This is a genomic window from Methylocapsa aurea, assembly GCF_000746085.1.
Classification (GTDB): domain Bacteria; phylum Pseudomonadota; class Alphaproteobacteria; order Rhizobiales; family Beijerinckiaceae; genus Methylocapsa; species Methylocapsa aurea.
The window spans coordinates 210,657-234,539 of sequence record NZ_KN050805.1; the positions used below are offsets into that span (position 1 = coordinate 210,657).

22 protein-coding genes and 1 pseudogene are annotated in these 23,883 nt (G+C 61.4%); 16 read left to right on the top strand and 7 right to left on the bottom strand.

Annotated features, from left to right (window positions below):
* Positions 1–671: pseudogene (locus DL86_RS20650) on the bottom strand (methyl-accepting chemotaxis protein); the annotation flags it as partial.
* Between the two features lie 169 nt (positions 672–840).
* Positions 841–2,754 (bottom strand): methyl-accepting chemotaxis protein, encoded by a 1,914-nt coding sequence (locus DL86_RS18170; RefSeq protein WP_036264487.1) that lies wholly within the window; start codon positions 2,752–2,754, stop codon positions 841–843.
* Between the two features lie 524 nt (positions 2,755–3,278).
* On the opposite strand from DL86_RS18170, the gene DL86_RS18175 reads away from it, so the two are divergent.
* On the top strand, positions 3,279–3,698 hold the full coding sequence (locus DL86_RS18175) for a CopG family transcriptional regulator (RefSeq protein WP_036264489.1): 420 nt from the start codon (positions 3,279–3,281) through the stop codon (positions 3,696–3,698).
* Positions 3,699–3,731: 33 nt separating this feature from the next.
* A complete protein-coding gene (locus tag DL86_RS18180; RefSeq protein WP_036264492.1) occupies positions 3,732–5,051 on the top strand; it encodes an extracellular catalytic domain type 1 short-chain-length polyhydroxyalkanoate depolymerase in 1,320 nt (439 codons plus the stop codon).
* A 31-nt stretch (positions 5,052–5,082) separates the two neighbouring features.
* Here DL86_RS18180 and DL86_RS18185 read toward each other — a convergent pair whose 3' ends face one another.
* Positions 5,083–5,268 (bottom strand): hypothetical protein, encoded by a 186-nt coding sequence (locus tag DL86_RS18185; protein ID WP_036264639.1) that lies wholly within the window; start codon positions 5,266–5,268, stop codon positions 5,083–5,085.
* A gap of 542 nt (positions 5,269–5,810) precedes the next feature.
* Between DL86_RS18185 and DL86_RS18190 the strand changes: the two genes are divergently transcribed.
* On the top strand, positions 5,811–6,044 hold the full coding sequence (locus DL86_RS18190; RefSeq protein ID WP_036264494.1) for a hypothetical protein: 234 nt from the start codon (positions 5,811–5,813) through the stop codon (positions 6,042–6,044).
* A 131-nt stretch (positions 6,045–6,175) separates the two neighbouring features.
* Here DL86_RS18190 and ppsA read toward each other — a convergent pair whose 3' ends face one another.
* On the bottom strand, positions 6,176–8,590 hold the full coding sequence (gene ppsA, locus DL86_RS18195) for a phosphoenolpyruvate synthase (protein ID WP_036264495.1): 2,415 nt from the start codon (positions 8,588–8,590) through the stop codon (positions 6,176–6,178).
* A gap of 367 nt (positions 8,591–8,957) precedes the next feature.
* On the opposite strand from ppsA, the gene DL86_RS18200 reads away from it, so the two are divergent.
* Positions 8,958–9,431 (top strand): universal stress protein, encoded by a 474-nt coding sequence (locus DL86_RS18200; protein WP_036264641.1) that lies wholly within the window; start codon positions 8,958–8,960, stop codon positions 9,429–9,431.
* Between the two features lie 9 nt (positions 9,432–9,440).
* Here the strand turns inward: DL86_RS18200 and DL86_RS20770 are convergent, their stop codons facing one another.
* Both DL86_RS20770 and DL86_RS18205 read right to left on the bottom strand, forming a co-directional pair.
* Positions 9,441–10,421, bottom strand: coding sequence for a lysophospholipid acyltransferase family protein (locus DL86_RS20770; RefSeq protein WP_342585882.1), 981 nt, complete (start codon positions 10,419–10,421; stop codon positions 9,441–9,443).
* On the bottom strand, positions 10,402–12,291 hold the full coding sequence (locus tag DL86_RS18205; RefSeq protein WP_342585883.1) for an AMP-binding protein: 1,890 nt from the start codon (positions 12,289–12,291) through the stop codon (positions 10,402–10,404). The genes DL86_RS20770 and DL86_RS18205 overlap by 20 nt, the downstream gene beginning before the upstream one ends.
* A gap of 198 nt (positions 12,292–12,489) precedes the next feature.
* Between DL86_RS18205 and DL86_RS18210 the strand changes: the two genes are divergently transcribed.
* The 8 genes from DL86_RS18210 (at position 12,490) to DL86_RS18245 (ending at position 20,039) form a co-directional block, all read left to right on the top strand.
* Positions 12,490–12,915, top strand: a complete 426-nt coding sequence (locus tag DL86_RS18210; protein WP_036264496.1) for a DUF2267 domain-containing protein — start codon at positions 12,490–12,492, stop codon at positions 12,913–12,915.
* Between the two features lie 23 nt (positions 12,916–12,938).
* Entirely contained in the window at positions 12,939–14,093 is a 1,155-nt protein-coding gene (locus tag DL86_RS18215; protein WP_036264499.1) for a CapA family protein, read from the top strand.
* Between the two features lie 144 nt (positions 14,094–14,237).
* Entirely contained in the window at positions 14,238–14,657 is a 420-nt protein-coding gene (locus DL86_RS18220) for a CBS domain-containing protein (RefSeq protein ID WP_036264501.1), read from the top strand.
* A 150-nt stretch (positions 14,658–14,807) separates the two neighbouring features.
* Complete coding sequence (gene acsA / locus DL86_RS18225; RefSeq protein ID WP_036264504.1) at positions 14,808–16,565, top strand: acetate--CoA ligase; 1,758 nt, start codon at positions 14,808–14,810, stop codon at positions 16,563–16,565.
* Positions 16,562–17,554 (top strand): pyruvate dehydrogenase (acetyl-transferring) E1 component subunit alpha, encoded by a 993-nt coding sequence (pdhA, locus tag DL86_RS18230; RefSeq protein WP_036264507.1) that lies wholly within the window; start codon positions 16,562–16,564, stop codon positions 17,552–17,554. Before acsA ends, pdhA begins: the two co-directional genes overlap by 4 nt.
* 19 nt (positions 17,555–17,573) lie before the next feature.
* Complete coding sequence (locus tag DL86_RS18235) at positions 17,574–18,584, top strand: alpha-ketoacid dehydrogenase subunit beta (RefSeq protein ID WP_036264643.1); 1,011 nt, start codon at positions 17,574–17,576, stop codon at positions 18,582–18,584.
* 4 nt (positions 18,585–18,588) lie between these two features.
* Positions 18,589–19,797, top strand: a complete 1,209-nt coding sequence (locus DL86_RS18240) for a dihydrolipoamide acetyltransferase family protein (protein ID WP_036264510.1) — start codon at positions 18,589–18,591, stop codon at positions 19,795–19,797.
* Positions 19,794–20,039: an acyl carrier protein gene (locus DL86_RS18245; RefSeq protein WP_036264511.1), complete on the top strand. Its 246-nt coding sequence runs from the start codon at positions 19,794–19,796 to the stop codon at positions 20,037–20,039. Before DL86_RS18240 ends, DL86_RS18245 begins: the two co-directional genes overlap by 4 nt.
* Before the next feature lie 17 nt (positions 20,040–20,056).
* Here the strand turns inward: DL86_RS18245 and DL86_RS18250 are convergent, their stop codons facing one another.
* Positions 20,057–20,515, bottom strand: coding sequence for a YbhB/YbcL family Raf kinase inhibitor-like protein (locus tag DL86_RS18250; RefSeq protein WP_036264644.1), 459 nt, complete (start codon positions 20,513–20,515; stop codon positions 20,057–20,059).
* Between the two features lie 760 nt (positions 20,516–21,275).
* Between DL86_RS18250 and DL86_RS20655 the strand changes: the two genes are divergently transcribed.
* The 4 genes from DL86_RS20655 (at position 21,276) to DL86_RS18265 (ending at position 23,756) form a co-directional block, all read left to right on the top strand.
* Positions 21,276–21,557 carry an Arm DNA-binding domain-containing protein gene (locus tag DL86_RS20655; RefSeq protein ID WP_245276430.1) on the top strand — a complete coding sequence of 94 codons (282 nt, stop codon included), beginning with the start codon at positions 21,276–21,278 and terminating at the stop codon, positions 21,555–21,557.
* 42 nt (positions 21,558–21,599) lie between these two features.
* Positions 21,600–22,562, top strand: coding sequence for a tyrosine-type recombinase/integrase (locus DL86_RS18255; protein WP_245276431.1), 963 nt, complete (start codon positions 21,600–21,602; stop codon positions 22,560–22,562).
* A 91-nt stretch (positions 22,563–22,653) separates the two neighbouring features.
* Entirely contained in the window at positions 22,654–23,403 is a 750-nt protein-coding gene (locus DL86_RS18260) for a hypothetical protein (RefSeq protein WP_036264514.1), read from the top strand.
* A gap of 80 nt (positions 23,404–23,483) precedes the next feature.
* Positions 23,484–23,756 carry a hypothetical protein gene (locus DL86_RS18265; protein ID WP_051953727.1) on the top strand — a complete coding sequence of 91 codons (273 nt, stop codon included), beginning with the start codon at positions 23,484–23,486 and terminating at the stop codon, positions 23,754–23,756.
* Positions 23,757–23,883 lie beyond the last annotated feature (127 nt).

Below are 23,883 nucleotides of genomic sequence, written 5' to 3' on the forward strand. Positions count from 1 at the left end.
CGCGAGAGATCGTCCGCCGCCGAGGAAATTTCGCCGCTGCCCGAACGAATGCCGTCGGTGTTGGAGCGGATGCTCAGCATCGCCTGTTGAAGCTTTTCGACGGCGCCGTTGAAGTCGAGGCGAAGCTTTTCGGTCTTGGAGGAGAATGCAGCGTCGATCCGATAGACGAGATCGCCGTTCGAAAGGCGCTCCAGCCCCTGAGCAAGGCCGTTGATCGCGGCCTGATCCTGGCGGATTTCTTCGGCTTTCTCGGTTTCCCGAGCGGCCCGCTCCTCTTCCGCTTGGCGCCGTGTTTTCACGGCCTCGGCATCGGCGGCTTCCTTGGCGATCGCCGCCTCCTTGAAGCTATGCATCGCCTTGGTCATGCGTCCGACGCAATCAGAATAGTTCGTGAATTCGATCGGCGACGTAAGATCGCCGGCCGCCAATCCCTCCATACGCACGACGGTCGAGACATAGGGAAAGGCGATCGCATGGCGCATGAGGATCGCGGCCGCGGTCGACGCTAAAATTGCGCCCAAGCTGGCCGCCAGAGCCGTCGACGGCTCGATGTGATGCGCCATAACAAGATAGATAAGGCCGGAGTTCGCAGCCATAAAGGCGAACTGAAACCCGAAGGCGACAGTCAGCTTTCTCTTAATCGGAAAGGCTTCTCTGTATAATCTCAGCATTGACCTGCCCTGTTGCTAATCTTGCGCCTGGAGTCGCGGACCTTTATGCGCACTCTTGTCTATATAAATGAAATATCTGTTCTTATTGATATTTAGATACTTAGATATATTCGGATATATGCGTTAACATGAGCCTCTATCGAGGCGGATATTTTATCAGCGGAGCACATCAAAACTCCTCCCAGCTTTCGTCAGCGGCGGCGTCCGGCTTGCGCAGGGCGCCGCCCCCGCTTGGCCCCGCAAGCGTCTTCAGCGCCGGGCGAGCGGGTCTCGATGCGGGCCTTGACACGCTCCTTGCCGCCTTGGCCCGCATCGGCTCGACATTCGCCTCCTGCCCAAGCTGGAAGCGGCCAAGCTGGCGCGCCAGCTCCTCGCTCTCCTGGCTCAGCGAATGTGCCGCCGCCGTGGTTTCCTCCACCATCGCCGCATTCTGCTGCGTCACCTGATCCATCTGGTTCACCGCCGTGTTCACCTGATGCAGCGCGCTCGCCTGCTCCTGGGCGCTCGCCGCGATCGCCGCGACGACCGTATCGATCTCAGCCACCTGGACGACGATCCGGCCCAGCGCCTTGCCGGTTTCGCCGACAAGATCGACCCCCTGCCCGACCTGCGCCGTCGAGGCCGAAATCAGGCTCTTGATTTCCTTCGCCGCCTCGGCCGAACGCTGCGCCAGCGCCCGCACCTCGGAGGCCACAACCGCGAAGCCGCGCCCCGCGTCGCCGGCCCGCGCCGCCTCGACTCCGGCGTTCAAGGCAAGAAGAAAAAAACGGCCGATCTGCTGCGAGGATTTCTCGATCCCGCCCATCGCCGCGATCGCCTTGCGCACCACATCGCCGCTGTGATCGGCGTCGGTCTTCGTGTTCGAGACGATGTCATGAGCGTGCGTGGCGCCTTGCGCGGTGTTCTTGACCGTCGCGGTGATCTCATCGAGCGTCGCCGCGGTCTCCTCGAGGCTCGCCGCCTGCTGTTCGGTGCGCCGCGAGAGATCGTCCGCCGCCGAGGAAATTTCGCCGCTGCCCGAACGAATGCCGTCGGTGTTGGAGCGGATGCTCAGCATCGCCTGTTGAAGCTTCTCCACCGCGCTGTTGAAGTCGCTTCGCAGCTTTGCGGTCTTCGGCGCGAACTCCGTCTCGATCCGATAGACGAGATCGCCATCAGCTAAGCGCTGAAGCCCAGCGGCTATGTTGTCGATCGCGATTTGGTCCTGACGCGCCTCCTGCGCCTCGCGCGCGGCGCGCTCCGCGTCCATCTTCGTCCATGCCTTCACATCCTCGGCGTCCTTGGCGTCCTTGGCGATCTTGGCGATCGCCGCGTTCTTGAAGGTTTGAACGGCGCCCGCCATAAGGCCGAGTTCATTTTTTTCACCCAGCGAGGGGATGGCGATGGCAATGTCGCCGCCAGCCAATTTATTCATGGCCTCGGTCATCCCGGTCACCGGACGGGCGATCGCGCGCGCCAGCCACCAGGCGATGAAAAATGCCACAAGCGCCGAAGTCAGGCCGCCGCCGATCAGCGCCAGATGGGCCCAGTTCATGAGCCTGTCTTGGGTCATTTGCGCATCCGCCGACCAGGCGCCGACCCGATCGCGCGCCGCCGCCGCCGCGCTCTTGAACGCCCCGAAGAGTTCGGTGCTATGGGCTGTCTTGGAGAGATCCGCCGCTCGCTCGGAGGTGGGCATATCGCGCGTCAGGCGGATGATTGGATCGCCGACCTCGTTGCGCCAAGTCGTTCCCGTCAGCTCGACTTTGTCGAGCAGCGCAAGAATTTCCGGGCGGCTGGCGGCGGCGGCGCGGGCGGAGGCCATCGTCGCTGCGAAGAGTCTGACCGCCTCGTCATAAGCGGCCGGAAGGCGCTCCTCGCGGCTGATGATATAGCCGCGCGACGTTCGCGACTGATCGGATACCGCGTTGAGCGCGCGTTCGAGATCCTCGACGACTGCATAGGACTTTTTATTGACCACGGCAGCCGCATCGAGCGACTTCAAAATGAGGAAAAGCGTGCCGCTCATGAGGGCGACCGCGACGAGAACGCAAGCGAAGCCGACGCCAAGCTTGCGAACGATGGCGAGATTTGAAAGCGACATGGCGCCTCGCGAAAAAACATTGTTGATATGGCCGGACGAGGCGGCGACGATTATTCAGAAGATCGGTTCGAATCCGAAGCGCGCCAGTTTACGTATCGGCTTAGCGCTTTCTTAATTGAACAGCGACCAACACTGAATAATAGACTATCCACTTGTCTCTGTTGATGTTTCGCTTATAGCTTCTAAGATCTGAATAAACCATCAACGCCAGCCATATTCATAGTCATTATTCTGATTAGTTGCGAATACACCGTCACTATTGTGTAACTATAATATGATAAATTGTAAGAATCAGGCTTACGTTACTGTATTCTTACATGTGATGGCCAGCATCCCATTCATTGGAGTGAAGACGCCGTATTTTGCCGTGGAAGACAGACGGCGCTTCAGAATTGCCGGCTCAATGCAAAGCCATGGCCGCGGGCTCCGACGAAAAGTCGCGCTTGCGGAGTCCAGATCATCCTTGCAATCAGTTCTAAAACCATCCATACACCATCCATGCGGATGGACGGTGGAGGAATGGCGTGGCCGCGGAGATACATCAATTTCGAGACAAACCGGGTGACAGCGAGAAAATCACCATCAATGTCGGCTACGTCGATCTCGGCTATATCGATTTGCTCGTGCGCGAAGGTTTTTACTCCAATCGCACCGACTTGATCCGAACGGCGATTCGCAACCAGCTCACCTCCCATTCCGACGCCGTTAAACAGTCGATTGTGCGGCAGACTTTGGAACTCGGTCTGCGGCGCTATGGGCGCGAGCATCTGGAGGCGGTGAGGGCTGCGGGCGATAGGCTGCGCATCCGCGTCATCGGGCTCGCCACGATCGCCGACGACGTCACGCCCGAACTCGCGCTCGAGACGATCGAATCGATCACGGTTCTTGGCGCGCTTCAGGCCAGCAAAGCGGTCAAAGCGGCGCTCAGCGGCCGCATCCTCTGATCTCCGGCGACCCGCCGCAACAAGGATAGCTCCATGAAAACCATCTTGGACGCCGCCATGCGTAAGGCGGCGCAACTGACGCGCCGTCAAAACGTCATCGACGCGACAAAGGTGATCCAACGCGTCTTATCGGGACGAAGGGATGCGAAGTCGCCCGTTGCGCCATCGCCCGAAAACGCTCTGCTGTTCGCGCTGAAACCGCCCACGCTTGAGGTTTTGGCAAGGTTCAATGGCGCCCCCAGGGACGAGGCCGCGCGTGACGGCGTTGGCGATGTGCTTGTTGGCGAGACGATTGCTCCATCTGAGTTTGTCAGCGATGAACTGGCGCCCCAAGCCCTCCCGCGGCCGAGAGCCGCCGGACGCCCGGTGCGTCCGCTTGGAGACGTTTTGGAACTGCTGCGGCGGCCCGATCTTCCCGGCGTCGGTCCCGGCTCAAGACCTTTCGCGCCAGCGCGCCGAACGCCGCCCGCGCCGGACGGAGCGGCTTTTCTCACGCGTAGCTTTGCCTGCGAGGCGGGATCGAGGGACTATAAGCTCTATATCCCGAGCGGATGGACGGCCAAGGCGGGCTCTTCGAAAAGTCCCTTGATCGTGATGCTTCACGGCTGCACGCAGAACCCCGACGACTTCGCGGCGGGAACGGGGATGAACCAACTCGCCGAAGAGCACGGCTTCATCGCCGCCTATCCAAGGCAATCCGCCGGCGCCAATCAATCCGGCTGCTGGAACTGGTTCAACCCAGGCGATCAGAGGCGCGACGCGGGGGAGCCGAGCATCATCGCCGGAATGACTCGACGCATCATCGCGGAGTTTGACATCGACCCGGAGCGGGTCTACGTCGCCGGCCTCTCGGCGGGCGGCGCCATGGCCGCGACCATGGGCGCCACCTATCCAGACCTTTTCAGCGCGAGCGGCATTCACTCGGGATTGGCGCATGGGTCCGCGACCGACCTGCTTTCCGCGCTCACCGCCATGCGCAGCGGCCCAGCCGCGGCCGCGCCAGGGCCCAACCATCGCAATGGCGAAAATGGCCAGGTTCGCACCATCATCTTTCATGGCGCCTCCGACAAGACGGTGCATCCCGCGAACGCCGAGATCATCGTCTCGGCCGCGCGCTCCGGTCTCAAGAACGCGGCGCAAAAGACCCAACATGGCCGTTCCGCCGGAGGCCGCGCCTATACGCGCATGCTGATCGCCGACGCCAACGGCGTCCCGCATGTTGAATATTGGACGATCGAAGGGTTGGGACATGCCTGGTCGGGAGGGCGCCCCGAAGGCTCCTACACGGACCAGCATGGACCCGACGCTTCCGGTGAAATGCTGAGGTTTTTTTTCGAAACCTCAGCGGCCTGATTCAAGGCGCCTCGCCTACTTTGATCATGCTTTAGAGCCCAAAAGTCACGCCAGCGAGCAAGGCCGCATAGGCGGCGGCCAGAACCCAGAAACGGTGCGAACTGACATAATGGCCGACCAGCGGGACTCGGGCATAGAGGGTTGCGATCGCGACGATCGCGAGAATGAGGGAGAAAAGGAATACGACAAAGCTCGGCGGGTTCAATCGAAAGCGCATGGCGGGGTCCAATTGTTTGCTGCTTGAGGCGAAGCTCTTATCCGCCGCATTTGCCGCGCTGTGAAGTTTGATTCCGGCAGCGCTCGAACTCTCGCGGCTCTTCTTTGTTTGGGGCCAGACGCGGCGCATCATCGCCTCGCGTCCCACACCGCCGAGGCCGCGCCTTCTTCGGCGAGATCGCGGACCTTGGAATGAGGGTCAGTTTGAATATGTCGCCAATCCGCAGCCCGAAGGCGGCCTGCCGCCTGACCCGGTCAACCCCGACGACCAAAAACTCCCCCACGCCGCCGAATAGCGGGCGGGGCATGGCGCGATAAAGAGAGGCCGCCGACTCAAGCGGCGGCCAAGACGGCGCGCCGCCAATTTTTCGCCGACGGCGCCCCTATCAGAACTGCCGCGTATCATGTACCGTTGAGGCTGTGCTTGGGAGAAGGTTTCAAAAGGCTTGCCGGCCTTTAACGATCAGGACATGCTTCGTCCCTGATCATGAGCTTGTCCCTCATCGATCTCCATTCGATCGGGTCGCGCATGAGGAGGCGCTTGTGGCGGAATCAAATGAGATAGAACGCGCTCTTGCCGATGCGATTAGAAAGCGCGTTTTGGAAGGCAGCGGAAAACTGAGCAAGGTGACGACTGTCGATGGCGTCCTGCTGGTGGAGTTCCATGGCGTCGCCGACGACGCGCATGTGCTCGACACGCTCAGCGGCGCGCTGCTCGATTTACGCCTGCTAATGGGAATCGTGCCGGACCTCGATGTGAAAATCCGCCGAAAATAGCGCCCTATATTGGCATATAGAGGCAATTGTTGATCGGCCCGCAAGGGCTATAGCTGCCGAAAGCCAACGCTCTACGCGGCGTTGGCGCATCAATATTGTCGGCGGGACGTCCGCTCGATCAGAGCCGCAGATCAGGTCGGCGCCGCATTGCCGATGTTTCTCGCCCGCTCCTCCGCGGCGGCCACATGGCGCTTCACCGCGATAAAACTGTCGGGACTGACCGATAGCGAATCGATTCCACACGCGACAAGGAACTCGGCGAACTCGGGATGGTCGCTGGGCGCTTGCCCGCACAGCCCTACCTTTGCTCCGGCTTTGTGCGCTTCCTTGATGACGTTCTCGATCATCCATTTCACCGCCTCGTCCCGCTCATCGAAGAGCTCCGACAGCTCCGCAGAATCGCGGTCGACGCCGAGGGTGAGTTGCGTCAGATCATTGCTGCCGATCGAGAAACCGTCGAAGCGCTCCGCAAAGGCTTTGGCCAGGATCACGTTCGAGGGGATCTCACACATGACGTAGACTTGAAGACTCTCCACGCCACGTTTTAGGCCGCTGGCCGCCATGACTTCGAGTACTCGGTCGGCCTCCTTGGTCGAACGGCAGAAGGGGATCATGACGATCACGTTCTTGAAACCCATCTCCATGCGCAGGCGGCGGATGGCGCGGCATTCGAGAGCGAACCCCTCGCGGTAACGCGGCGAATAATAGCGGGAGGCGCCGCGAAAACCGATCATCGGGTTCTCCTCCTTTGGTTCGAACTCGGCGCCGCCGATCAGATTGGCGTATTCATTGGTCTTGAAGTCGCTCATGCGCACGATCACCGGATCGGGATGGCGCGCCGCGGCGATGCGGCCAAGCGCATGGGCGAGCCGGTCCACGAAATATTCGGTCTTGTCGTCGTATCCGATCGTCATTTGGCCGATGGCTCGCTTGGCCCCTTCATCCTTCAACGAGTCATAGCGGACGAGCGCCATCGGGTGGATCTTGATGTGGTTGTTGACGACGAACTCCATGCGCGCCAGCCCAACCCCATCCGCCGGCATGCGCCACCAGCGAAACGCCGCCGCGGGATCGGCGAGGTTGAGCATGACCTTGGTGCGCGTCGCCGGAATGGCGGTCAGATCGAGGTCTTCGGTCTCAAAATCGGCGGCGCCTTCATAGACGAAACCCTGGTCGCCCTCCGCGCAGGAGACTGTGATCAGCTGTTCATCGTGCAGGATGTGGGTCGCGTCGCTGGCGCCGACGATCGCCGGGAGGCCGAGCTCACGACTGACGATGGCCGCGTGCGACGTGCGCCCGCCGTGGTCTGTTATAATGGCTGCGGCGCGCTTCATGATCGGCACCCAATCCGGGTCCGTCGTCTCGGTAACCAATATGGCGCCGTCTATGAAACGAGAGATGTCCCGGGCGCTTTCGATCACGCAAACCTTTCCAACCGCCACAGCTTCGCCGATGGCGAGTCCCGAGGCGATCTTTCGGCCTTTGGCCTTAATCCGATAGGTCTTCAGAGCGGTGGCCTCGCGTCGCGACTGCACGGTCTCTGGGCGCGCCTGGACGATAAAAAGCTCGCCGGTCTCCCCGTCCTTGGCCCATTCCATGTCCATCGTCTGGCCATAGTGGTTCTCGATGATGCATGCCCAACGCGACAGGGTCAGGATATCCTGATCGTTCAGGACGAATGCGGCGCGTTCAGCCTTGGAGGTTGGAACGTTTTTGGTCGGATGGCCGTCATCATTGGCGTAGATCATCTTGAGCGCCTTGCCGCCGCGTTTCTTTTCGATGATCGGCGACAGCGAAGGGTCAGAGAGGAATGGCTTGAAGACCTGGTATTCATCCGGGTCGACGGCACCTTGAACGACGTTTTCGCCAAGCCCCCAGGCCGCGTTGATCAGCGCCACCTTGTCGAAGCCGGTTTCAGTGTCGATCGAGAACATGACGCCGGCGCCGCCAAGATCGGAGCGCACCATGGCCTGGACGCCGACCGCGAGCGCGACCTTCATATGGTCGAACCCTTTGGCTTGCCGATAGCTGATCGCCCGGTCCGTGAAGAGCGAAGCGTAACAGCGTCGGCAGGCGTCAAGCAGAGCGCGTTCTCCCCGAATGTTGAGATAGGTCTCCTGTTGCCCGGCGAAGCTCGCATCGGGGAGGTCTTCGGCCGTCGCGCTCGAGCGGACGGCGACATCGGCTTCAGGCTTGCCTATGCGCCGGCAGAGCTCGCGGTAGGCGCCGATGACCGCCGCGGCGATTTCCTGAGGCCAATCACCGTGCAGAATTGCGCTGCGGATCGTTTGGCCAGCCTCGGCGAGCGCGATGCGCCCGGCCTCGAGATCGGCGAGCGTCGAGGCGACGGTCGGCCTCAACCCATTGCTCTCGACGAAGCGCCAGTAGGCTTCGGCCGTCGTCGCGAAACCGCCGGGCACCTTGACGCCTTTTGCAGCAAGATTGCCGACCATTTCGCCCAGCGATGCGTTCTTGCCGCCAACACGCGGAACATCACGTCGGGTAAGCTCCTCGAACCAGACGACATATGGAGCATCAACAACCATTTCATCCTCCTGCTCGACGTTCTTGCGCCGATCTTTTCTATCAGTCGAAAGCTCGCCCCGAACGCCCCCATGCGATTCGTCCGCTTTCGACAGGCCGCGTCATAAGCATTGCGGACGGGCTTACAAACGATACAAGCTTCTATTTCGTCAATCGTCGTCGTAAATTGGTCAGGCAAATCGGATTGAATCTGAGCGATTCCTGTTCGATCAGATGAATTTATATGATCGGGAAGCGCTCTAAAGCATATTCCGAATAGATTGGTTCGATCTGTTCGACGAGAATATGCTTAGACTCTTTAACGCTGGAGCGATCTCTGATCGATCGAATGACTCCATTCGATCGGAAAGCAGCTCTAAGGAGATGCGCATGTTCAAGAAAATTCTCATTCCCATCGACATCGATGACATCGCCTTTGCGGAGCCTGGCGTTTTTTTCGCGGCGGAGCTCGCGGCATTGGCCAATGGCTTCGTCAGATTGATTCACGTTGTCCCCGAAATCCCCTACAGCTTTCAAGAATTTTTGCCGCCGCGCATCGGCGTCGAACGAGAAAACGCCATCGGTTCGCAGCTTCAGGATCTCGCCAAAAAGGCCAATATTCCAACTGGGAGATTCTCGCATGTCGTCCGGACTGGGTCTGTGTACGACGAGGTTCTTGATGAGGCGAAGGCTTGGGGGGCCGACCTGATTGTCGTTGGATCTCATAGTCCAACCATGAGCACCTATCTTCTCGGTTCGAACGCCCAAAAGATCGTTCGGCACGCCAATTGTTCGGTATTTGTCGTGCGCCCCCACAAAAGCGAACAAGGAACTTATTGGCTCGTGCCGCAGATCGCTTCATAAGCCGTGCGATCAGGCTGCGGCTTGCGGCGGCGCGGGCTTCGTCAAGGTGCCGAGGTCAGGTTCGCCGCAATGCGCCAGCACGACGTCCCGCACGGCATCGCGCAGCCACAGAACTGAGGCGAAATCCGTCCCGCGCGGGCTGATGGCTTCGCCAATGTAGATGCTGATTGGCGTCCACCTTGGAAACCATTGGTCGGCGCGCAACATCGAGCGCGTCCCGCGAAGAATGCCGGGCGAAATCGACAGCTTCGCTTCGGCGGCCACCTTGAAGGCTCCGAGATAGAAGCCGGAAAGGCCCGCTCTGCGGGTGAAGGTGCCTTCGGGGAAAAATACCAGGTTTCGACCTTGCCGCGCGATCCCGGCGATGGCTTCAATGTCCGCGACGCTGCTCGCCACGTCGAAACGCTCGACGAACAGGGCGCCAAGCCGGCGCAGGAACGGACCGGCGAAGGTCTGCGAAGCCAGCTCTCTCTTGGCGACAAAAGCAGGCTCGCCCGGCAAGATCGCGGCAAGGACGAGCACATCGGCATAGCTCGAATGATTGAATATAAGCATGGCGCCGCCGGTTGGGATGCGATCGAGGCCGGCGACAGTGAGTCGCCCCCCGAAGGCGAGGAAAGCGGTGCGGGCGATCCCTCTTGCCGCCGCCCAGCGCCAGCGCAGGCGCGGCAAACTCATGACGGCCAGCCAGCTGAGCACGGAGCCGAACGCCACGACGGTCCACCACCATCCGGCATAGAGGATATCGGCCAATAATCGGATCAGATGCTGGATCCGCCGACCCGCTCCTGCAAGCCACAACCGCAGGACTTGCCGCCATAAAGGCCGCTCCGGCGCGCCGAGCTTTTGAGCCTCATAGAGCGCCTTCGCCGCGCTTCGTCGAATCTTGCCGCTCGATGTCTTGGGCGCCGTTCGCGGCAATGCCAGCACGATCTCATCGGGCGGCGCGCCGGCGATGCCGCCGGCGACGTCATAAGCTTGGCTCAGCAACTCGGCGCGCGCGCGCGTCGGTCTCGCGAGTCTCGGCCAGCACGACCACGCGCTCCGTGCCGGAGGCGGGATCGGCGACGCCAAAGGCCACGACGCCGCCCTTTCGGATGCCGGGGATTTCGGCAACGGCCTCCTCGATCTCCTGCGGATAGATGTGGCGTCCGGCCCGGATAATGATGTCCTTGATGCGGCCGGTGACGTAGACGTCGCCGCCGGCGATGTAGGCCCGGTCGCCGCTGTCGAGCCAGCCGTCGCTAAACAGCTCGCGCGTCTTCGTCTCGTTGCAAAAATAGCCGGAGGTCGCCGACGGACCGCGGAATTCGAGGCGACCCTCACGCCGCTCTCCGACTTCGCGACTGGCTTCGTCGACGATCCGAAGTTCATGGCCGGGCAATGGCTGACCGCAGGCCACGATCTCGATCGGGTTTGGGTCGTCTGGCCTTGCTGGTTCAGCGAGTCCGCGCGCGCTGAGCGCCTCCCTGTCCACGCGATCGATAATGGGAGGACGGCCGGGGGGAGGGAAGGCCAGCCCCACGGCATTCTCGGCGAGGCCATAGACCGGCGCCATCGCCCCGGGTCGGAATCCATGGGGCCCGAACCTTTCGAGGAATCGACGCAGCGTGTGGACGCTGACCGGTTCGGCGCCATTGGCCACCATCCGCAACGAGCTGAGGTCGAGCCCTTGAAGGTCGGAGTCGTTTATCTTGCCAAGGCACAGCTCGAATCCGAAATTTGGCGCGGCCGAAACGGTGGCGCGAAAGCGATGGATCGCCCATAGCCAGCTTTCCGGGCGCACGAGAAAACTCAATGGCGACATCACATAAATCGGCGCCGCGAAATGGAGGCCTCCCAGCCACATGCCAATCAGCCCCATGTCGTGATAGAGGGGAAGCCAGCTGACCACGACGTCGGCGGAGCTCGCCTCCATGGCTTGGCCCATCGCCCGAATGTTGGCGAGCAGATTGGCGTGGCTTAGCACGACGCCTTTCGGATCGCCGGTGCTTCCCGATGTATACTGGATCAGGGCGGTTGACCGCTCGTCCGCGACCGGCGGCGGCGGCGCGCCCGCGGCTCCGTGGATGAGCCCGGCGACGCTTTCGACCGCGTCGAGGGTCTCGACCTGCGCCCGGAGCAATGCCGCGAGGCCGAGCCCTTCGGAAACAGTGACGAGGATGCGAGCCCCCGCATTGCGCAGGATTTTGGCTTGGCGCCGTAAATGATCCTCGAGCTGCGACAAGCGCATGGGCGGGTAGATCGGCACTGGTATGGCGCCAGCGTAGAGAATGCCGAAAAAGGCGGTGAAAAATTCAATGCCGGTCGGCAGCATCAAGGCGACCCGATCGCCAGCCATGACGTCGCGCGCGATAAGGCCGGCCGCGACACGGCCCGCCTTTAGCGCAAGCTCGCGGTAGCTTATCGCATCGAGCACCGTGGCCTCGTCCTGGAGCACGGTCAAATGAAGGCGATCTGGATGGCGCGCCACGTGCCAATCGAGGACCTCGATCAATGTCCGCGCATCGGCGGCGGCCGGCACAATCGGCAGGGGCGCCGCCGCGGGCGTTTGAGCGCGCTCAAGGCCTTGATGCGGGCGAGCCCGCTGCAGCGCTTGCAGGAGATCGGCGACGGTTTCGGCCTCCCCCACGACGCGAATCGGCAACCGCACCCGGAAGGCCCGCTCAATCCTTAAAATCAATTCCGTTCGGCTCAGACTATCAATGCCGAGATCCTGTTCGAGCCTGCAGGACGGGACGACATCGATGAACTTTGCCCGCTGCGGGTGCAGTTCGCGCGCCAGCGCCTGGACAATCGCGACGAGATCGCTTTCGCCAGCGCCGCTATCAGAACTTGGCTTATCGGGATTTGGCTCCACGCGAAAACGCTAAGCTTTTCAGGCGACCGAGCATTGATTCGAATCAAGGCGCCGAGAAAAATTGCCCTGGAACAAGATGGCCGCCTTCGTTGCCCATTGGATTGATCTGCCGCAAGGCGTTTTCCCAGCCATGGACGACGATTGGGGCCATCATCCGCGGCATTCGAGCCCGCGCAGCGCCTGAAAGTGAGGCCTGACTTGACGAAGAGATCCCTACGAGAACTCGATGGCGCCGTGCGCGCGGCCACGGATTGGATCGACGATCTTACGCTGCGGCTCGGCTGGCAGGATCGCGACAAGGTCTATTTGGCCTTGATCGCCGCGCTGCATGCGCTGCGCGATTGGCTGCCGCGCGATGAGGCCATCTATATAGGAGCCTGTTTCCCGCCATTGCTGCGCGGCCTCTACTATGAGGGCTGGCGCGGGGCCGGACATCCGCCAGCCAAAAGCCGCGGCGCGTTCCTGGCGCGCATCCATGACGGCGTGCATCGCGAACCTGGCGTCGACGCTGAGCAGGTCGCCCAAGCGGTCTTGGCGCTTCTTACGGCGCGTTTGCCTCCGGCCGAAATCGAGAATGCAAAAGCCGCCACGCCAAAGGAATTGCATGGCCTCTGGCCGAGCTGAAGCCCAAGAAAGAGGCGAAGGGCATGAACGCCTCCGCCCTGTCCAAACTCAATGCGCCGCGCATCATCCGCGTCTTTCTTTGCGGCGACGTGATGACGGGGCGCGGCGTCGACCAGATCTTGCCGCAGCCCTGCGACCCTCATCTGCACGAGAATTACGTCCGCTCGGCCAAGGGTTATGTTCGCCTCGCCGAACAGGCGAATGGACCGATCCCGGCGCCCGCCCCGCCCGCCTATATCTGGGGCGCGGCGTTGGACGAGTTGAACCGGACGCCTTCGGACGCCCGCATCGTCAATCTCGAAACCAGCATTACGCGCAGCGACGACTACATCCCCAAAGGGATCAACTATCGAATGAGCCCTGAGAACGCCGCATGCCTAACCGCCGCCGCTATCGATTGCTGCGTTCTCGGCAACAACCATGTCCTCGACTGGGGGCGGGCCGGATTGCTCGACACCTTGGCCACGCTCGAACGCTTGGGGATCGAAACTGCTGGAGCTGGGCGCGACCAAACCCAAGCGGAGCGGCCGGCGGCGCTGGAAATCGAAGGTAAAGGACGCGTGATCGTCTTTTCCTTCGCGTCCCCGACGAGCGGCGTCCCGCCCAATTGGGCCGCGACGCCAACGGCGGCCGGGGTAAATCTTCTGCGCGATTTCACGGATGAAAGCATCGCGCGGATCGCCGACCAAGCAGCGCGCGTGCGACAGCCCGGCGATGTGATCATCGCGTCGATCCATTGGGGACCAAATTGGGGTTACGAGATTCCTGAAGAGCAACGAAGCTTCGCGCATGGCCTCGTCGATCAGGCCAAGGTTTCGATCGTCCACGGCCATTCCTCGCATCATGCGAAGGCCATCGAGATCTACAAGAACCGGCTCATCCTTTATGGATGCGGCGACTTCCTGAACGATTACGAAGGCATCAGCGGCTATGAGGACTTTCGCGGCGATCTCGCCCTGATGTATTTCGCCGGCTTCGATTCCCTGAGCGGAGACCTTGCCGATCTCGAACTTGCGCCGCTTCAGATCCGGCGCTTTCAACTCGTCCGCGCCTCCAGCGCCGACATTGGCTGGATGGGGCGAATGCTCGACCGTGAAAGCCGGCGGTTCAATGTGCGCGTCGCGCTGAAGCCCGATGGGAGGCTGAGCCTGTCCTGGCCTGACGCGGCTAATTTCTGACGTGATGATTGATGCGGATCAAAGACCGCGACCATTGAAACGGCGATGATGCATTTTTCGCAAGTTCCGCGGCGCAAGCGGGACCGGAGGCGCGATAATGCCGTCCTCTCGGCGCGGCGACGACCAGAATGAAAGAGGTCTGCCATGAAAATCAAGAAAATCATGCACAAGGGCGTCGAATGGGTTTCGCCAGATACGATAGTCACGGCGCTTGCGAAAAAAATGCAGCAATTTGACATCGGCGCGATTCCGATCGGCGAAAACGACCGCCTCATCGGCATGGTCACCGACCGCGACATCACGGTCCGAGGCGTCGCCAATGGCAAGGATCTCTCCAAGCTTACGGCCAGGGACGTAATGACCGCCGGGGTGATCTACTGCAAAGATAACGAAGACGTGGACGAGGCGGCTCGGATCATGGAAAGCAAGCAGGTGAGAAGGCTGCCGGTGATCGACGCCAACAAGCGCATGGTCGGGATGATCAGCCTCGGCGATGTTTCCCATGCGGCCTCGCCGAAGATCGCGGCGGAAGTGACGAAGGCCGTCTCGGCCCATCACGCCTGAAAAAAATGGCTCGCGCGCGCTGGAACGGCGCGCCGAGGCGCCGTTCAATCGACGGCCGTTGGCGAGGTTGATGCTGATCGACGCTCCTTCCTGAGCAATGACTCGCATCCATTCCCGAAAGCAGAACAAACTCCGGCCTGGGGCGCGCCAATGCAATGGGAGGTCATCCGAAAACATCAACAGGACGTCGCCGGAGCCAACATCCAGGATTACGAAGCCTCTATCGCCGCCTTCTCGTGGGCGCGGGAACAGGCGCAACTCGATGGCCTGCCGAAAGGCGGCCTCAATATCGCCCATGAGGCTCTCGACCGGCATGTATTGGCTGGACGCGGCGACAAACTCGCGCTGCGCTGGATCGGTCGCGACGATCGCGTCCATGACTTCTCCTACGCCGATCTTCAGGCCGCGGCCAATCGATTCGCCAATGTCCTGGCGCGGCGCGGCGTCGGGAAAGGCGAGCGGGTGTTCTCGCTGCTCGGCCGGACGCCGGAGCTCTACATGGCAGCGCTCGGCGCGCTCAAGAATGGGAGCGTGTTCTCGCCGCTGTTCTCGGCCTTCGGACCGGAGCCGATCAAGGCGCGGATGACAATTGGAGCCGCCAAGGCTTTGATTACCTCCGAAACATTCTACCGCCGCAAGATCGAGCCCATTCGCCACGAATTGAGCAGCCTCGAGCATGTTTTTTTGACCGATTGCTCGGATGATCCGCCCGTTGGCGCGACCAATCTCACCGCCGCCATGGCCATGGAACAGGATTCGTTCGAAACCGTATGGACAGTGCCCGAGGACATGGCGCTCTTGCACTTCACCAGCGGAACGACGGGACGGCCGAAAGGCGCCGTGCATGTGCATCAATCGGTCGTCGCCCATCACGTGACGGGCAAGCTCGCGCTCGATCTCCATCCAGGCGACATTTTCTGGTGCACGGCCGATCCCGGCTGGGTCACGGGCGCCTCCTACGGCATTATCTCGCCGCTCACCAATGGCGCGACGCTGATCGTCGACCAGGCGGAGTTCGACGCGGAGCGCTGGTATCGAATTCTGGAGGCGCAGAAGGTCAACGTCTGGTACACGGCCCCAACCGCGATCCGCATGCTGATGAAGGCCGGCGCCGGGCTGGCAAAGCAGTTCGATTTGTCGAACTTGCGTTTCATGGCCAGCGTCGGCGAGCCGCTCAATCCGGAGGCTGTCATTTGGGGCGTCGAGGCGTTCGGGAAGCCCTTCCATGACAATTGGTGGCAGACCGAGACCGGCGGCATCATGATCGCCAATTACCGATCCATGGACGTCAAGCCGGGCTCGATGGGGCGCCCCTTGCCCGGCGTGACCGCTTCGATCGTCGAGCGGAGCCGAGATGGGAAAATCCGGGAGGTCGGCAAGCCGATGGCCATGGGGGAGCTTGCCCTGCGTCCCGGCTGGCCCTCGATGATGCGCGCCTATCTGAACGAGGAGGAGCGCTACCGCAAATGTTTCGCCGGCGGCTGGTATCTGACCGGCGACCTCGCGATGCGCGACGCCGACGGCTATTATTGGTTCGTTGGCCGCGCCGACGACGTCATCAAGAGCGCCGGCCATCTCATCGGCCCCTTCGAGGTGGAAAGCGCCCTCATGGAGCACGCGGCGGTCGCCGAGGCCGGCGTGATCGGAATTCCCGACGCGATCGCGGGGGAGGTCGTGAAAGCCTTTGTCGCCTTGAAGGAAGGGGCTGAACCGACCGAGGCGCTGCGCAAGGAGTTGCTCGGCCACGCGCGCAAGCGGCTTGGTCCGGCGATCGCGCCAAAGGACATCGCCTTCCGCAAGAACCTGCCGAAGACGCGCAGCGGCAAGATCATGCGCAGGCTCTTGAAAGCGCGTGAGTTGGGGCTGCCGGAAGGCGATCTCTCGACGCTGGAAAGCGAGGAGCAATGAGCGCCGCTGTCGATAAGCCTCGCCTGTCGCGGGCGCATGAATTGGATCTCCTCAAGCAGATGATCCGCATCCGCCGGTTCGAAGACGCCTGCGCCGAACTCTACACGCAGGAGAAAATCAGAGGTTTTCTGCATCTCTACGACGGCGAGGAAGCGGTTGCCGCCGGCGTCATTCCCCTGCTCGAAAGCCGCGATCGGATCGTCTCGACCTATCGCGAACATGGTCATGCGCTGATGCGCGGCGTGCCGATGAAAGCCGCGCTCGCCGAGATGTATGGCAAGCAAGAGGGCTGCAGCGGCGGGCGCGGCGGCTCGATGCACCTTTTCGACCGGGCGACCAATTTCTATGGCGGCAACGCCATTGTCGGGGGCGGGTTGCCGATGGCGGTGGGCCTCGCGCTCGCCGATCACATGCGCAAGGAGAATAACGTAACCGCCTGCTTCTTCGGCGATGGGGCCGTCGCGGAGGGCGAATTTCACGAAAGCCTCAATCTCGCGGCGCTCTGGACTCTGCCGGTGCTGTTCGTGTGCGAGAACAATCTCTACGCGATGGGAACGGCGCTGGCGCTCTCCGAGTCGGAGACCGACATCCACCTCAAGGCGGCGAGCTATCGGATCGCATCTGAAGCGGTCGACGGCATGGATGTGATCGCCGTCGAGGCGGCCGCGCGGCGCGCGATCCAGGCGGTGCGGCAAACCGGAAAGCCCTATTTTCTCGAATGCCGCACCTATCGGTTCCGCGCCCATTCAATGTTCGACGCGCAGCTCTACCGCGACAAGGCCGAGGTCGAGGCCTGGAGGAAAAAGGGGCCAATCCTGCGATTTCGTGGATGGCTCGAGGCCAATCACATGATCCACCCGGAAGACATAGCGCGCATCGAGGCCGAGGTCGCCGCTGAAATCGCCGATGCCGTCGCATTCGCCGAGGCGGGAACATGGGAGCCGGTCGAGACTCTCGCGCGTTTCACCTATGCGGAAGGGACAGCCTGACCGGCTGACGACTGGCCTCATGCAGCAAATCGCGGACCGATCCGAACCTGTCGAACTCAGCTATCGCGAAGCGGTGCGCGCGGCGATCCGCGACGCCATGATCCGCGATGAGCGCGTCTTTCTCATGGGCGAGGATGTTGGCCGCTATGGAGGCTGCTACGCGGTCAGCAAGGGGCTTCAGGCGGAGTTTGGACCGGAGCGGATCCGGGATGCGCCGCTGGCGGAATCGGGGTTTACGGGCGCCGGCGTCGGCGCCGCCATCGCCGGCATGCGACCGATCGTCGAATTGATGACGGTGAATTTCAGCTTGCTCGCGCTCGATCAGATTCTCAACAGCGCCGCCACGCTTCGTCACATGTCGGGCAATCAATTCGGCGTGCCGCTGGTGATCAGGATGGCGACCGGCGCGGGCCGTCAGCTCGCCGCGCAGCATTCGCATAGTCTCGAAGGATGGTACGCCCATATTCCCGGCATCAAGGTGCTCGCCCCGGCGACGCTCGAAGACGCGCGCGGCATGTTGTGGACGGCGCTTCAAGATCCGGACCCGGTGCTGATCTTCGAAAATATCGTGCTCTACAACATGATGGGAAAACTCGCAGCCGATGCCGGACCGGTCGAGATCGCCAAAGCCGCGGTCCGCCACGCCGGGCGGGACGTCTCGCTCATCACTTATGGCGGCTCGCTGTGGAAGACGCTTGAAGCCGCAAGTCTGTTGGCCGCGGAAAATATCGAGGCGGAGGTCATCGATCTGCGCAGTTTGCGGCCGCTCGATGATGCGACGATCATCGCTTCGGTAAGCAAGACAAGGCGCGCCGTCATTATCGATGAAGGCTGGCGCAGCGGCGGCATTTCGGCGGAAATTTATGCGCGCATCGTCGAGCAGGCGTTCTGGGAGCTCGATGCGCCGCCCGGCCGCGTCTGCAGCGAAGAGACGCCGATCCCCTATCCGCGCCACCTCGAGCAAGCTGCAATTCCGCAGGCGTCGAAAATCGTCGCCGCGGCAAAATCCGCGCTCGGGCGCGGCGGGTGACGCCGTGACTGAATTTCGCATGCCCTCGCTTGGCGCCGATATGGAGGCCGGAACGCTTGTCGAATGGATGGTCAAGCCGGGCGATCGCGTCAAACGCGGGGATGTCGTCGCCATCGTGGAGACCCAGAAGGGCGCGATCGAGGTCGAAATTTTCGAGACCGGCGAGATCGAGCAAATTTTGGTCGACGTTGGCGCCAAAGTCCCCGTCGGGACGCCGCTTGCAAAGATTCGGGACGCGCCGGACGCGATGGCCGGGCTAGACGTAGCGCCTGCAAAGGAAGCGCTCGCGGCCAGCCTAGCCCCTCCTCCCGCCGTCGCGCCTGCCGCGCCGCGCCTGGCCTTGCCTTCGATATCGGCGGGGCCGATGCCGCCCTCCGTTGGCCGCATCCGGGCCTCGCCCGCGGCGCGGCGGCTCGCTCAGACGCAGAAGCTTGACCTCGCAACGATCACCGGCAGCGGTCCGCTAGGCGCGATTATCGCGCAAGATGTCGAGGGCAGCCGCGCCGTCGCGCCGCTGTTGGAAAAAAAGAGGGCCGAGCCTGGCCTCGATCTGGAAGCGATGCGCGCCGCGATCGCCGCCGCCATGACGCGATCGAAACGTGAAATCCCACATTACTACCTTGAGCATCAGGTTGACGTGACCCCATGCGAGGCGTGGCTTGCACAGACGAATGCAACGCGGCCGCCTGACAAAAGACTGCTGATGGGCGCCCTCGCGGTAAAGGCCGTCGCTTTGGCAGCACATCGCTTTCCAACCTTCAATGGGTTCTACCGCGAGGGGAAATTCGAGCTGGCTCGCGGCGTTCATGTCGGGGTGGCGATCGCCATTCGCGGCGGCGGCTTGGCCGCGCCAGCGATCCGCGACGCGGACCGAATCTCATGCGACGAACTCATGGGGCGCATGCGCGATCTGATCCAACGCATGCGCAGCGGCCGCATCCGGAGTTCTGAGATAGCCGATTCGACGATCACCATCTCAAGTCTCGGCGAACGGGGCGTCGAGGCGCTCTACGGAATCATTTATCCGCCCCAGGTGGCTCTCGTCGGAGTTGGGAAGATCGTGGCGCGTCCCTGGATCGTGGATGGCGCCATCGCGCCGCGCTCTATCGTCACCCTCACGCTTTCGGGCGATCACAGGGCCAATGATGGCCATGCCGGGGCCCTGTTCCTGGCAGAAATTGGCAAGCTGCTGCGGGAGCCGGAAAAATTATGAGCGATGTCGACATAAGAGCGGTGCTGCGAGAGGAACTCGGCAATATCGCGCCCGAAATCGATATGAGTTCGGTCGATCCATCCGCCGACCTGCGCGAGGCCCTCGACATCGACTCAATGGATTTCCTCAATTTTGTCACCGCTATCCATCACCGCCTTGGGATCAACATTCCGGAGATCGATTATCCGAAGCTCATGACTCTGGATGGGGCGGTCAGCTACCTCGAGGCGAAGCTCGCGTGACAAGCATCAAGGGATGCTCATCTCTCGTAAGTCCCAACAAGGCCGGCCTCGGCGAGAGCATGTTTGCGCGCCTCGCGCTCGACTTCTCGGCAGGAGGATCCTTTGCGCAGCGGCAGGTGATCAACCGAAAGAGCGAGCAGGCAAAATTGATAGCGGTGAGGTCCATGGCGCTGGGGCGGACACGGGCCGCCATAACCTAACCGGTTGAAGTCATTGGCTGCCCGCTTAAATCCCTGCGCGTCGGCGTGACGGTCGGACCCTTGCGCGAGTTCCGTTCGATCGACGGCGATGTCGTAGACGGCCCAATGATGGAACGTGCCTCCCGGCGCATCTGGATCATCGCAAAGAAGCGCGAAACTGCGGGTTCCGGTTGGCGGGTCGCTCCAAGAGAGCGGCGGGGACAGATCCTCTCCGTCGCAGGTGAAGCGGCGCGGGATCGGCCCGCCATCGGAGAATGCGCTTGAACTGAGCCGCATGGCCGCCTCCCTCGCATCGCATGACGGCGCAATCATGCGCTATCGTTGTTCGATTGGTTTGATGCGAGTCAATTAAGGTCAACGGCATTCTCAACAATGAGATATGCAAACGGCGCCAAGCAGTTCAAAATTGGCGCGTTCTTCCGATTTTTGGTAAAGGAGACCCTTCTGACGCCAGACAGCCGCGAGTCGCCGGTCGATGTTCGAGGCAAACTTGTTTGGAATCCTTGCAGTTTCGCTCAAAGGCCCGCCCCGGCTACGAGGGTTGGGACTCGCAATTTGAGATGATTGCGGGAAGATGGTTTGAACCTGCAACCTTTAGGTTACGAGTCCGACGAGCAACTTGGCTACGCTCCATCCGGCTTCAAAGGACAAGGGACAATCAGAAAATGCGGCCGCAAAGTTCGCATTTGCCTCTCGGCATTTGCGGCCGATGTTTTTCGGGATTTCCAATTTTTGCTTATTAAGCGCTTACCGGCCAAAAGGCGGCAACCAAAGACGGTCCCAAGACGACAGCCGGGTTATTGGTGACTGGTGCCGCAAGAGGGATTCGAACCCCAGACCCCCTCATTACGAATTTGACGGCCTCGCTTTTCCGGTGATTTCCTGCTTTTTCCACAATCAAAAAAGCCGTTTATTATAAGGCTGTTATCATTCCCCTTGTTTTCCCGTCCATTCTGGCATTATCCTGTTTCTGCTTACCAGGCGCTTACCGTGCTTACCGGACGCTTACCACGGCAGAAAGTCAGAGGGTCGGGCCATGCCAAAGGGACGGATCAGCAAACGCTCGGTCGACGCTCTCATTTGTCCTACCGGCAAGGATCGCGAGTTCCTTTGGGATGACGCGCTGTCGGGGTTTGGCGTAACGGCCTTCCCCTCCGGCAAGAAGGTCTACGTCGCACAATATCGGCAGGCCGGACGATCGCGGCGCTCGACCCTTGGCGAGCATGGCCGGTTGACGCCGGACGAGGCGCGGTCTGAGGCGAAGAAGCTGCTTGGCGTGGTCGAGACCGGCGCGGATCCCATTGAAGCCCGCCGCTAGGCGCACGCCGTCCGCACCTTCGGCGAGGTAGCTGAAGACTTCATGCGCCTGCACGTCGCGGCCAAGCGCAAAGGCCGGACCGAAGCGAGTTATCGCGAGATTCTCGAAAAGCATGTCTATCCGGCAATCAAATCGCGCAGAATCGTCGAGGTGCGCCGCACGCAGATGGCTGCTCTTCACAACGGGATGAGAGCGACGCCATCGGCCGCGAACCGGGCGCTTGCCGTGGTTTCGAGCATTTGGGGATGGGCGGCGCGGCGTGAGGAAGTGGGAGCGGGTTCGAATCCCTGTATCGGAATCGAACGCTATCCCGAGCAAGGCCGCGAGCGCTATCTGACCAGCGATGAACTCGCGCGGCTCGGTTCGGCGCTTGCGGAAGGCGAAACACTCGGCTTGGCCTATGACGTGGACGAGACGAAGCCCAAGGCGAAACACGCGCCGAAAGCCGATAAGCGCCGGGTGAAGCTGGACCCGTTCGCAGTCGCGGCGATCCGCCTCCTGATCCTGACCGGCGCTCGCCTCCGTGAAATCCTCGACGCCCAGTGGCGGCACGTCGACATCGAGCGCGGGGTGATTTTCCTGCCGGACAGCAAGACGGGCAAGAAGCCGGTCTATCTCTCGGCGGCGGCTCTTTTGATCCTCTCGGAGCTCCCGCGCATCGAAGGCAACCCGTACATCATCGCCGGGGCCAAGGATGGCGCGCCGCGCGCCGATCTGAAAAAGCCCTGGGGCGCGGTCGGCAAGGCCGCGGGGCTCGATGGCGTCCGCCTCCACGATCTGCGTCATTCCTTCGCCAGCATCGGCGCCGGCGCGTCCATGGGTTTGCCTGTCATCGGAAAGCTGCTTGGTCACTCTCAGGCCGCGACGACGCATCGCTACGCACACCTTGACGCCGACCCTCTCCGCCGCGCGGCCAACACCATTGGCGCGACGATTTCCGCCGCGATGGACGGCAAAAAGGGTGGCTCGGTTGTGCCGCTACACAGGACAAAGCCAGCAAGCTAAATTCCAGATGCGCGGGGATAGGCCGGCCAGCCGACAAGCGAGGTAGTCCACTCGTTTCCCCGCGTTCATAGGACATTCGCGAGGACACGCGATGACCAGAAAACCAAGGCTACGGACGCTGCCCAGCGCCAGCTATTCTGGATCTGCTCCGACCTTCGCTCCTACGCGGGATGAGTGGAGGCAGATAGGAGGAACTTTTTGTGACTTAAGCGACGAGGACGAGCGGCGCATAACCGACATGGTTGTTCGCTATTTGAGGGACGCGCCATTTGAATCGCACGTTCATTCCGTGAATAAGGTGGTTGATCGCCTTGAGTTGATCTGTAAGGCAGCGGGCAGGCTATATGAAGTGCTTGCGCACGATTACAAAGGCGGCTCGTCAGAGGTAGGCTCAATCGCTCTGGAGCACCTCGAGGTTCGGTTGCGCGTCGGTCTCCCGCACTGCTTTTCGGGTGAGGAAACTTCACTAGGTGCTGATGATGCGAGCACTCTCGCTGCATCCATTATGGTTGCCGCGAAGCTGGCAAAGCAAGATGTGATGCAAGACCCGACTCCCGGCATTCAGGTACATGACGCGTGGCGGAAACTGGTCTTGGACTTGATGGACTGGGCTGAACAACGCCGTTTGTCTGTGACAACTGCAAAAAAGGCTGAGACGTCAAAGAACTGGCCATCCCCATTTGTCCAATTCTTTTCACGCTTACAAGATGCCCTGCCTCCAGATGCTCGTGAGTTTTGTGGTAACGGGCCGCTGACCGATGCGCTGGCCGATGTCCGCGGGCGGCGGAAGGCAAAAAAGAATACTGTTAGGGAGTTATCGGCGAAAAATTCGACGGGATAATTCCCTTATTGTCGCGACAAATATGGGAGTAGCTGCATTGCGTTCCCGGAAAATCTCCGGGTGTTTCGAAGGAAACAGCAATGCAACTCACCACACAATTTCTTCGCCGCGATGCCGCGGCTGAGTATCTCAACAAGACTTACGGATTTGGCGCCGCCCGTACGCTCGCCAAGGGTGCGGTAACGGGCGACTCTCCCGAATTCCATCGGGCAGGACGTATCGTCCTCTACACGCGCGAAGCACTGGACACCTGGGCGCTCTCTAAGATCGGCCCAGCGCAAACGTCGACTTCTCAACGCCCAACAAAGTCGGCTGCCGCGCCATCGATCGCGGAACACGATGTGGTGGCGTGATCGATGCAGGCCCCAGATACGGCGAGGGCCGCAACCGCGCGATGCGGAAGCGACCCTCAAAAATGTCATTGGCTGGCGGCTTTTGACACCCAAACAATTAGCCCTTTCCCCCTCGATTATCAAGCCC

Coding starts and splice junctions, on each gene's coding strand:
- DL86_RS18170 (WP_036264487.1), bottom strand. CDS start 2,754: ATGTCGCTTTCAAATCTCGCCATCGTTCGCAAGCTTGGCGTCGGCTTC.
- DL86_RS18180 (WP_036264492.1), top strand. CDS start 3,732: ATGAAAACCATCTTGGACGCCGCCATGCGTAAGGCGGCGCAACTGACG.
- DL86_RS18185 (WP_036264639.1), bottom strand. CDS start 5,268: ATGCGCTTTCGATTGAACCCGCCGAGCTTTGTCGTATTCCTTTTCTCC.
- ppsA (WP_036264495.1), bottom strand. CDS start 8,590: ATGGTTGTTGATGCTCCATATGTCGTCTGGTTCGAGGAGCTTACCCGA.
- DL86_RS18200 (WP_036264641.1), top strand. CDS start 8,958: ATGTTCAAGAAAATTCTCATTCCCATCGACATCGATGACATCGCCTTT.
- DL86_RS18215 (WP_036264499.1), top strand. CDS start 12,939: ATGAACGCCTCCGCCCTGTCCAAACTCAATGCGCCGCGCATCATCCGC.
- DL86_RS18220 (WP_036264501.1), top strand. CDS start 14,238: ATGAAAATCAAGAAAATCATGCACAAGGGCGTCGAATGGGTTTCGCCA.
- acsA (WP_036264504.1), top strand. CDS start 14,808: ATGCAATGGGAGGTCATCCGAAAACATCAACAGGACGTCGCCGGAGCC.
- pdhA (WP_036264507.1), top strand. CDS start 16,562: ATGAGCGCCGCTGTCGATAAGCCTCGCCTGTCGCGGGCGCATGAATTG.
- DL86_RS18235 (WP_036264643.1), top strand. CDS start 17,574: ATGCAGCAAATCGCGGACCGATCCGAACCTGTCGAACTCAGCTATCGC.
- DL86_RS18245 (WP_036264511.1), top strand. CDS start 19,794: ATGAGCGATGTCGACATAAGAGCGGTGCTGCGAGAGGAACTCGGCAAT.
- DL86_RS18250 (WP_036264644.1), bottom strand. CDS start 20,515: ATGCGGCTCAGTTCAAGCGCATTCTCCGATGGCGGGCCGATCCCGCGC.
- DL86_RS20655 (WP_245276430.1), top strand. CDS start 21,276: ATGCCAAAGGGACGGATCAGCAAACGCTCGGTCGACGCTCTCATTTGT.
- DL86_RS18255 (WP_245276431.1), top strand. CDS start 21,600: ATGCGCCTGCACGTCGCGGCCAAGCGCAAAGGCCGGACCGAAGCGAGT.
- DL86_RS18260 (WP_036264514.1), top strand. CDS start 22,654: ATGACCAGAAAACCAAGGCTACGGACGCTGCCCAGCGCCAGCTATTCT.
- DL86_RS18265 (WP_051953727.1), top strand. CDS start 23,484: ATGCAACTCACCACACAATTTCTTCGCCGCGATGCCGCGGCTGAGTAT.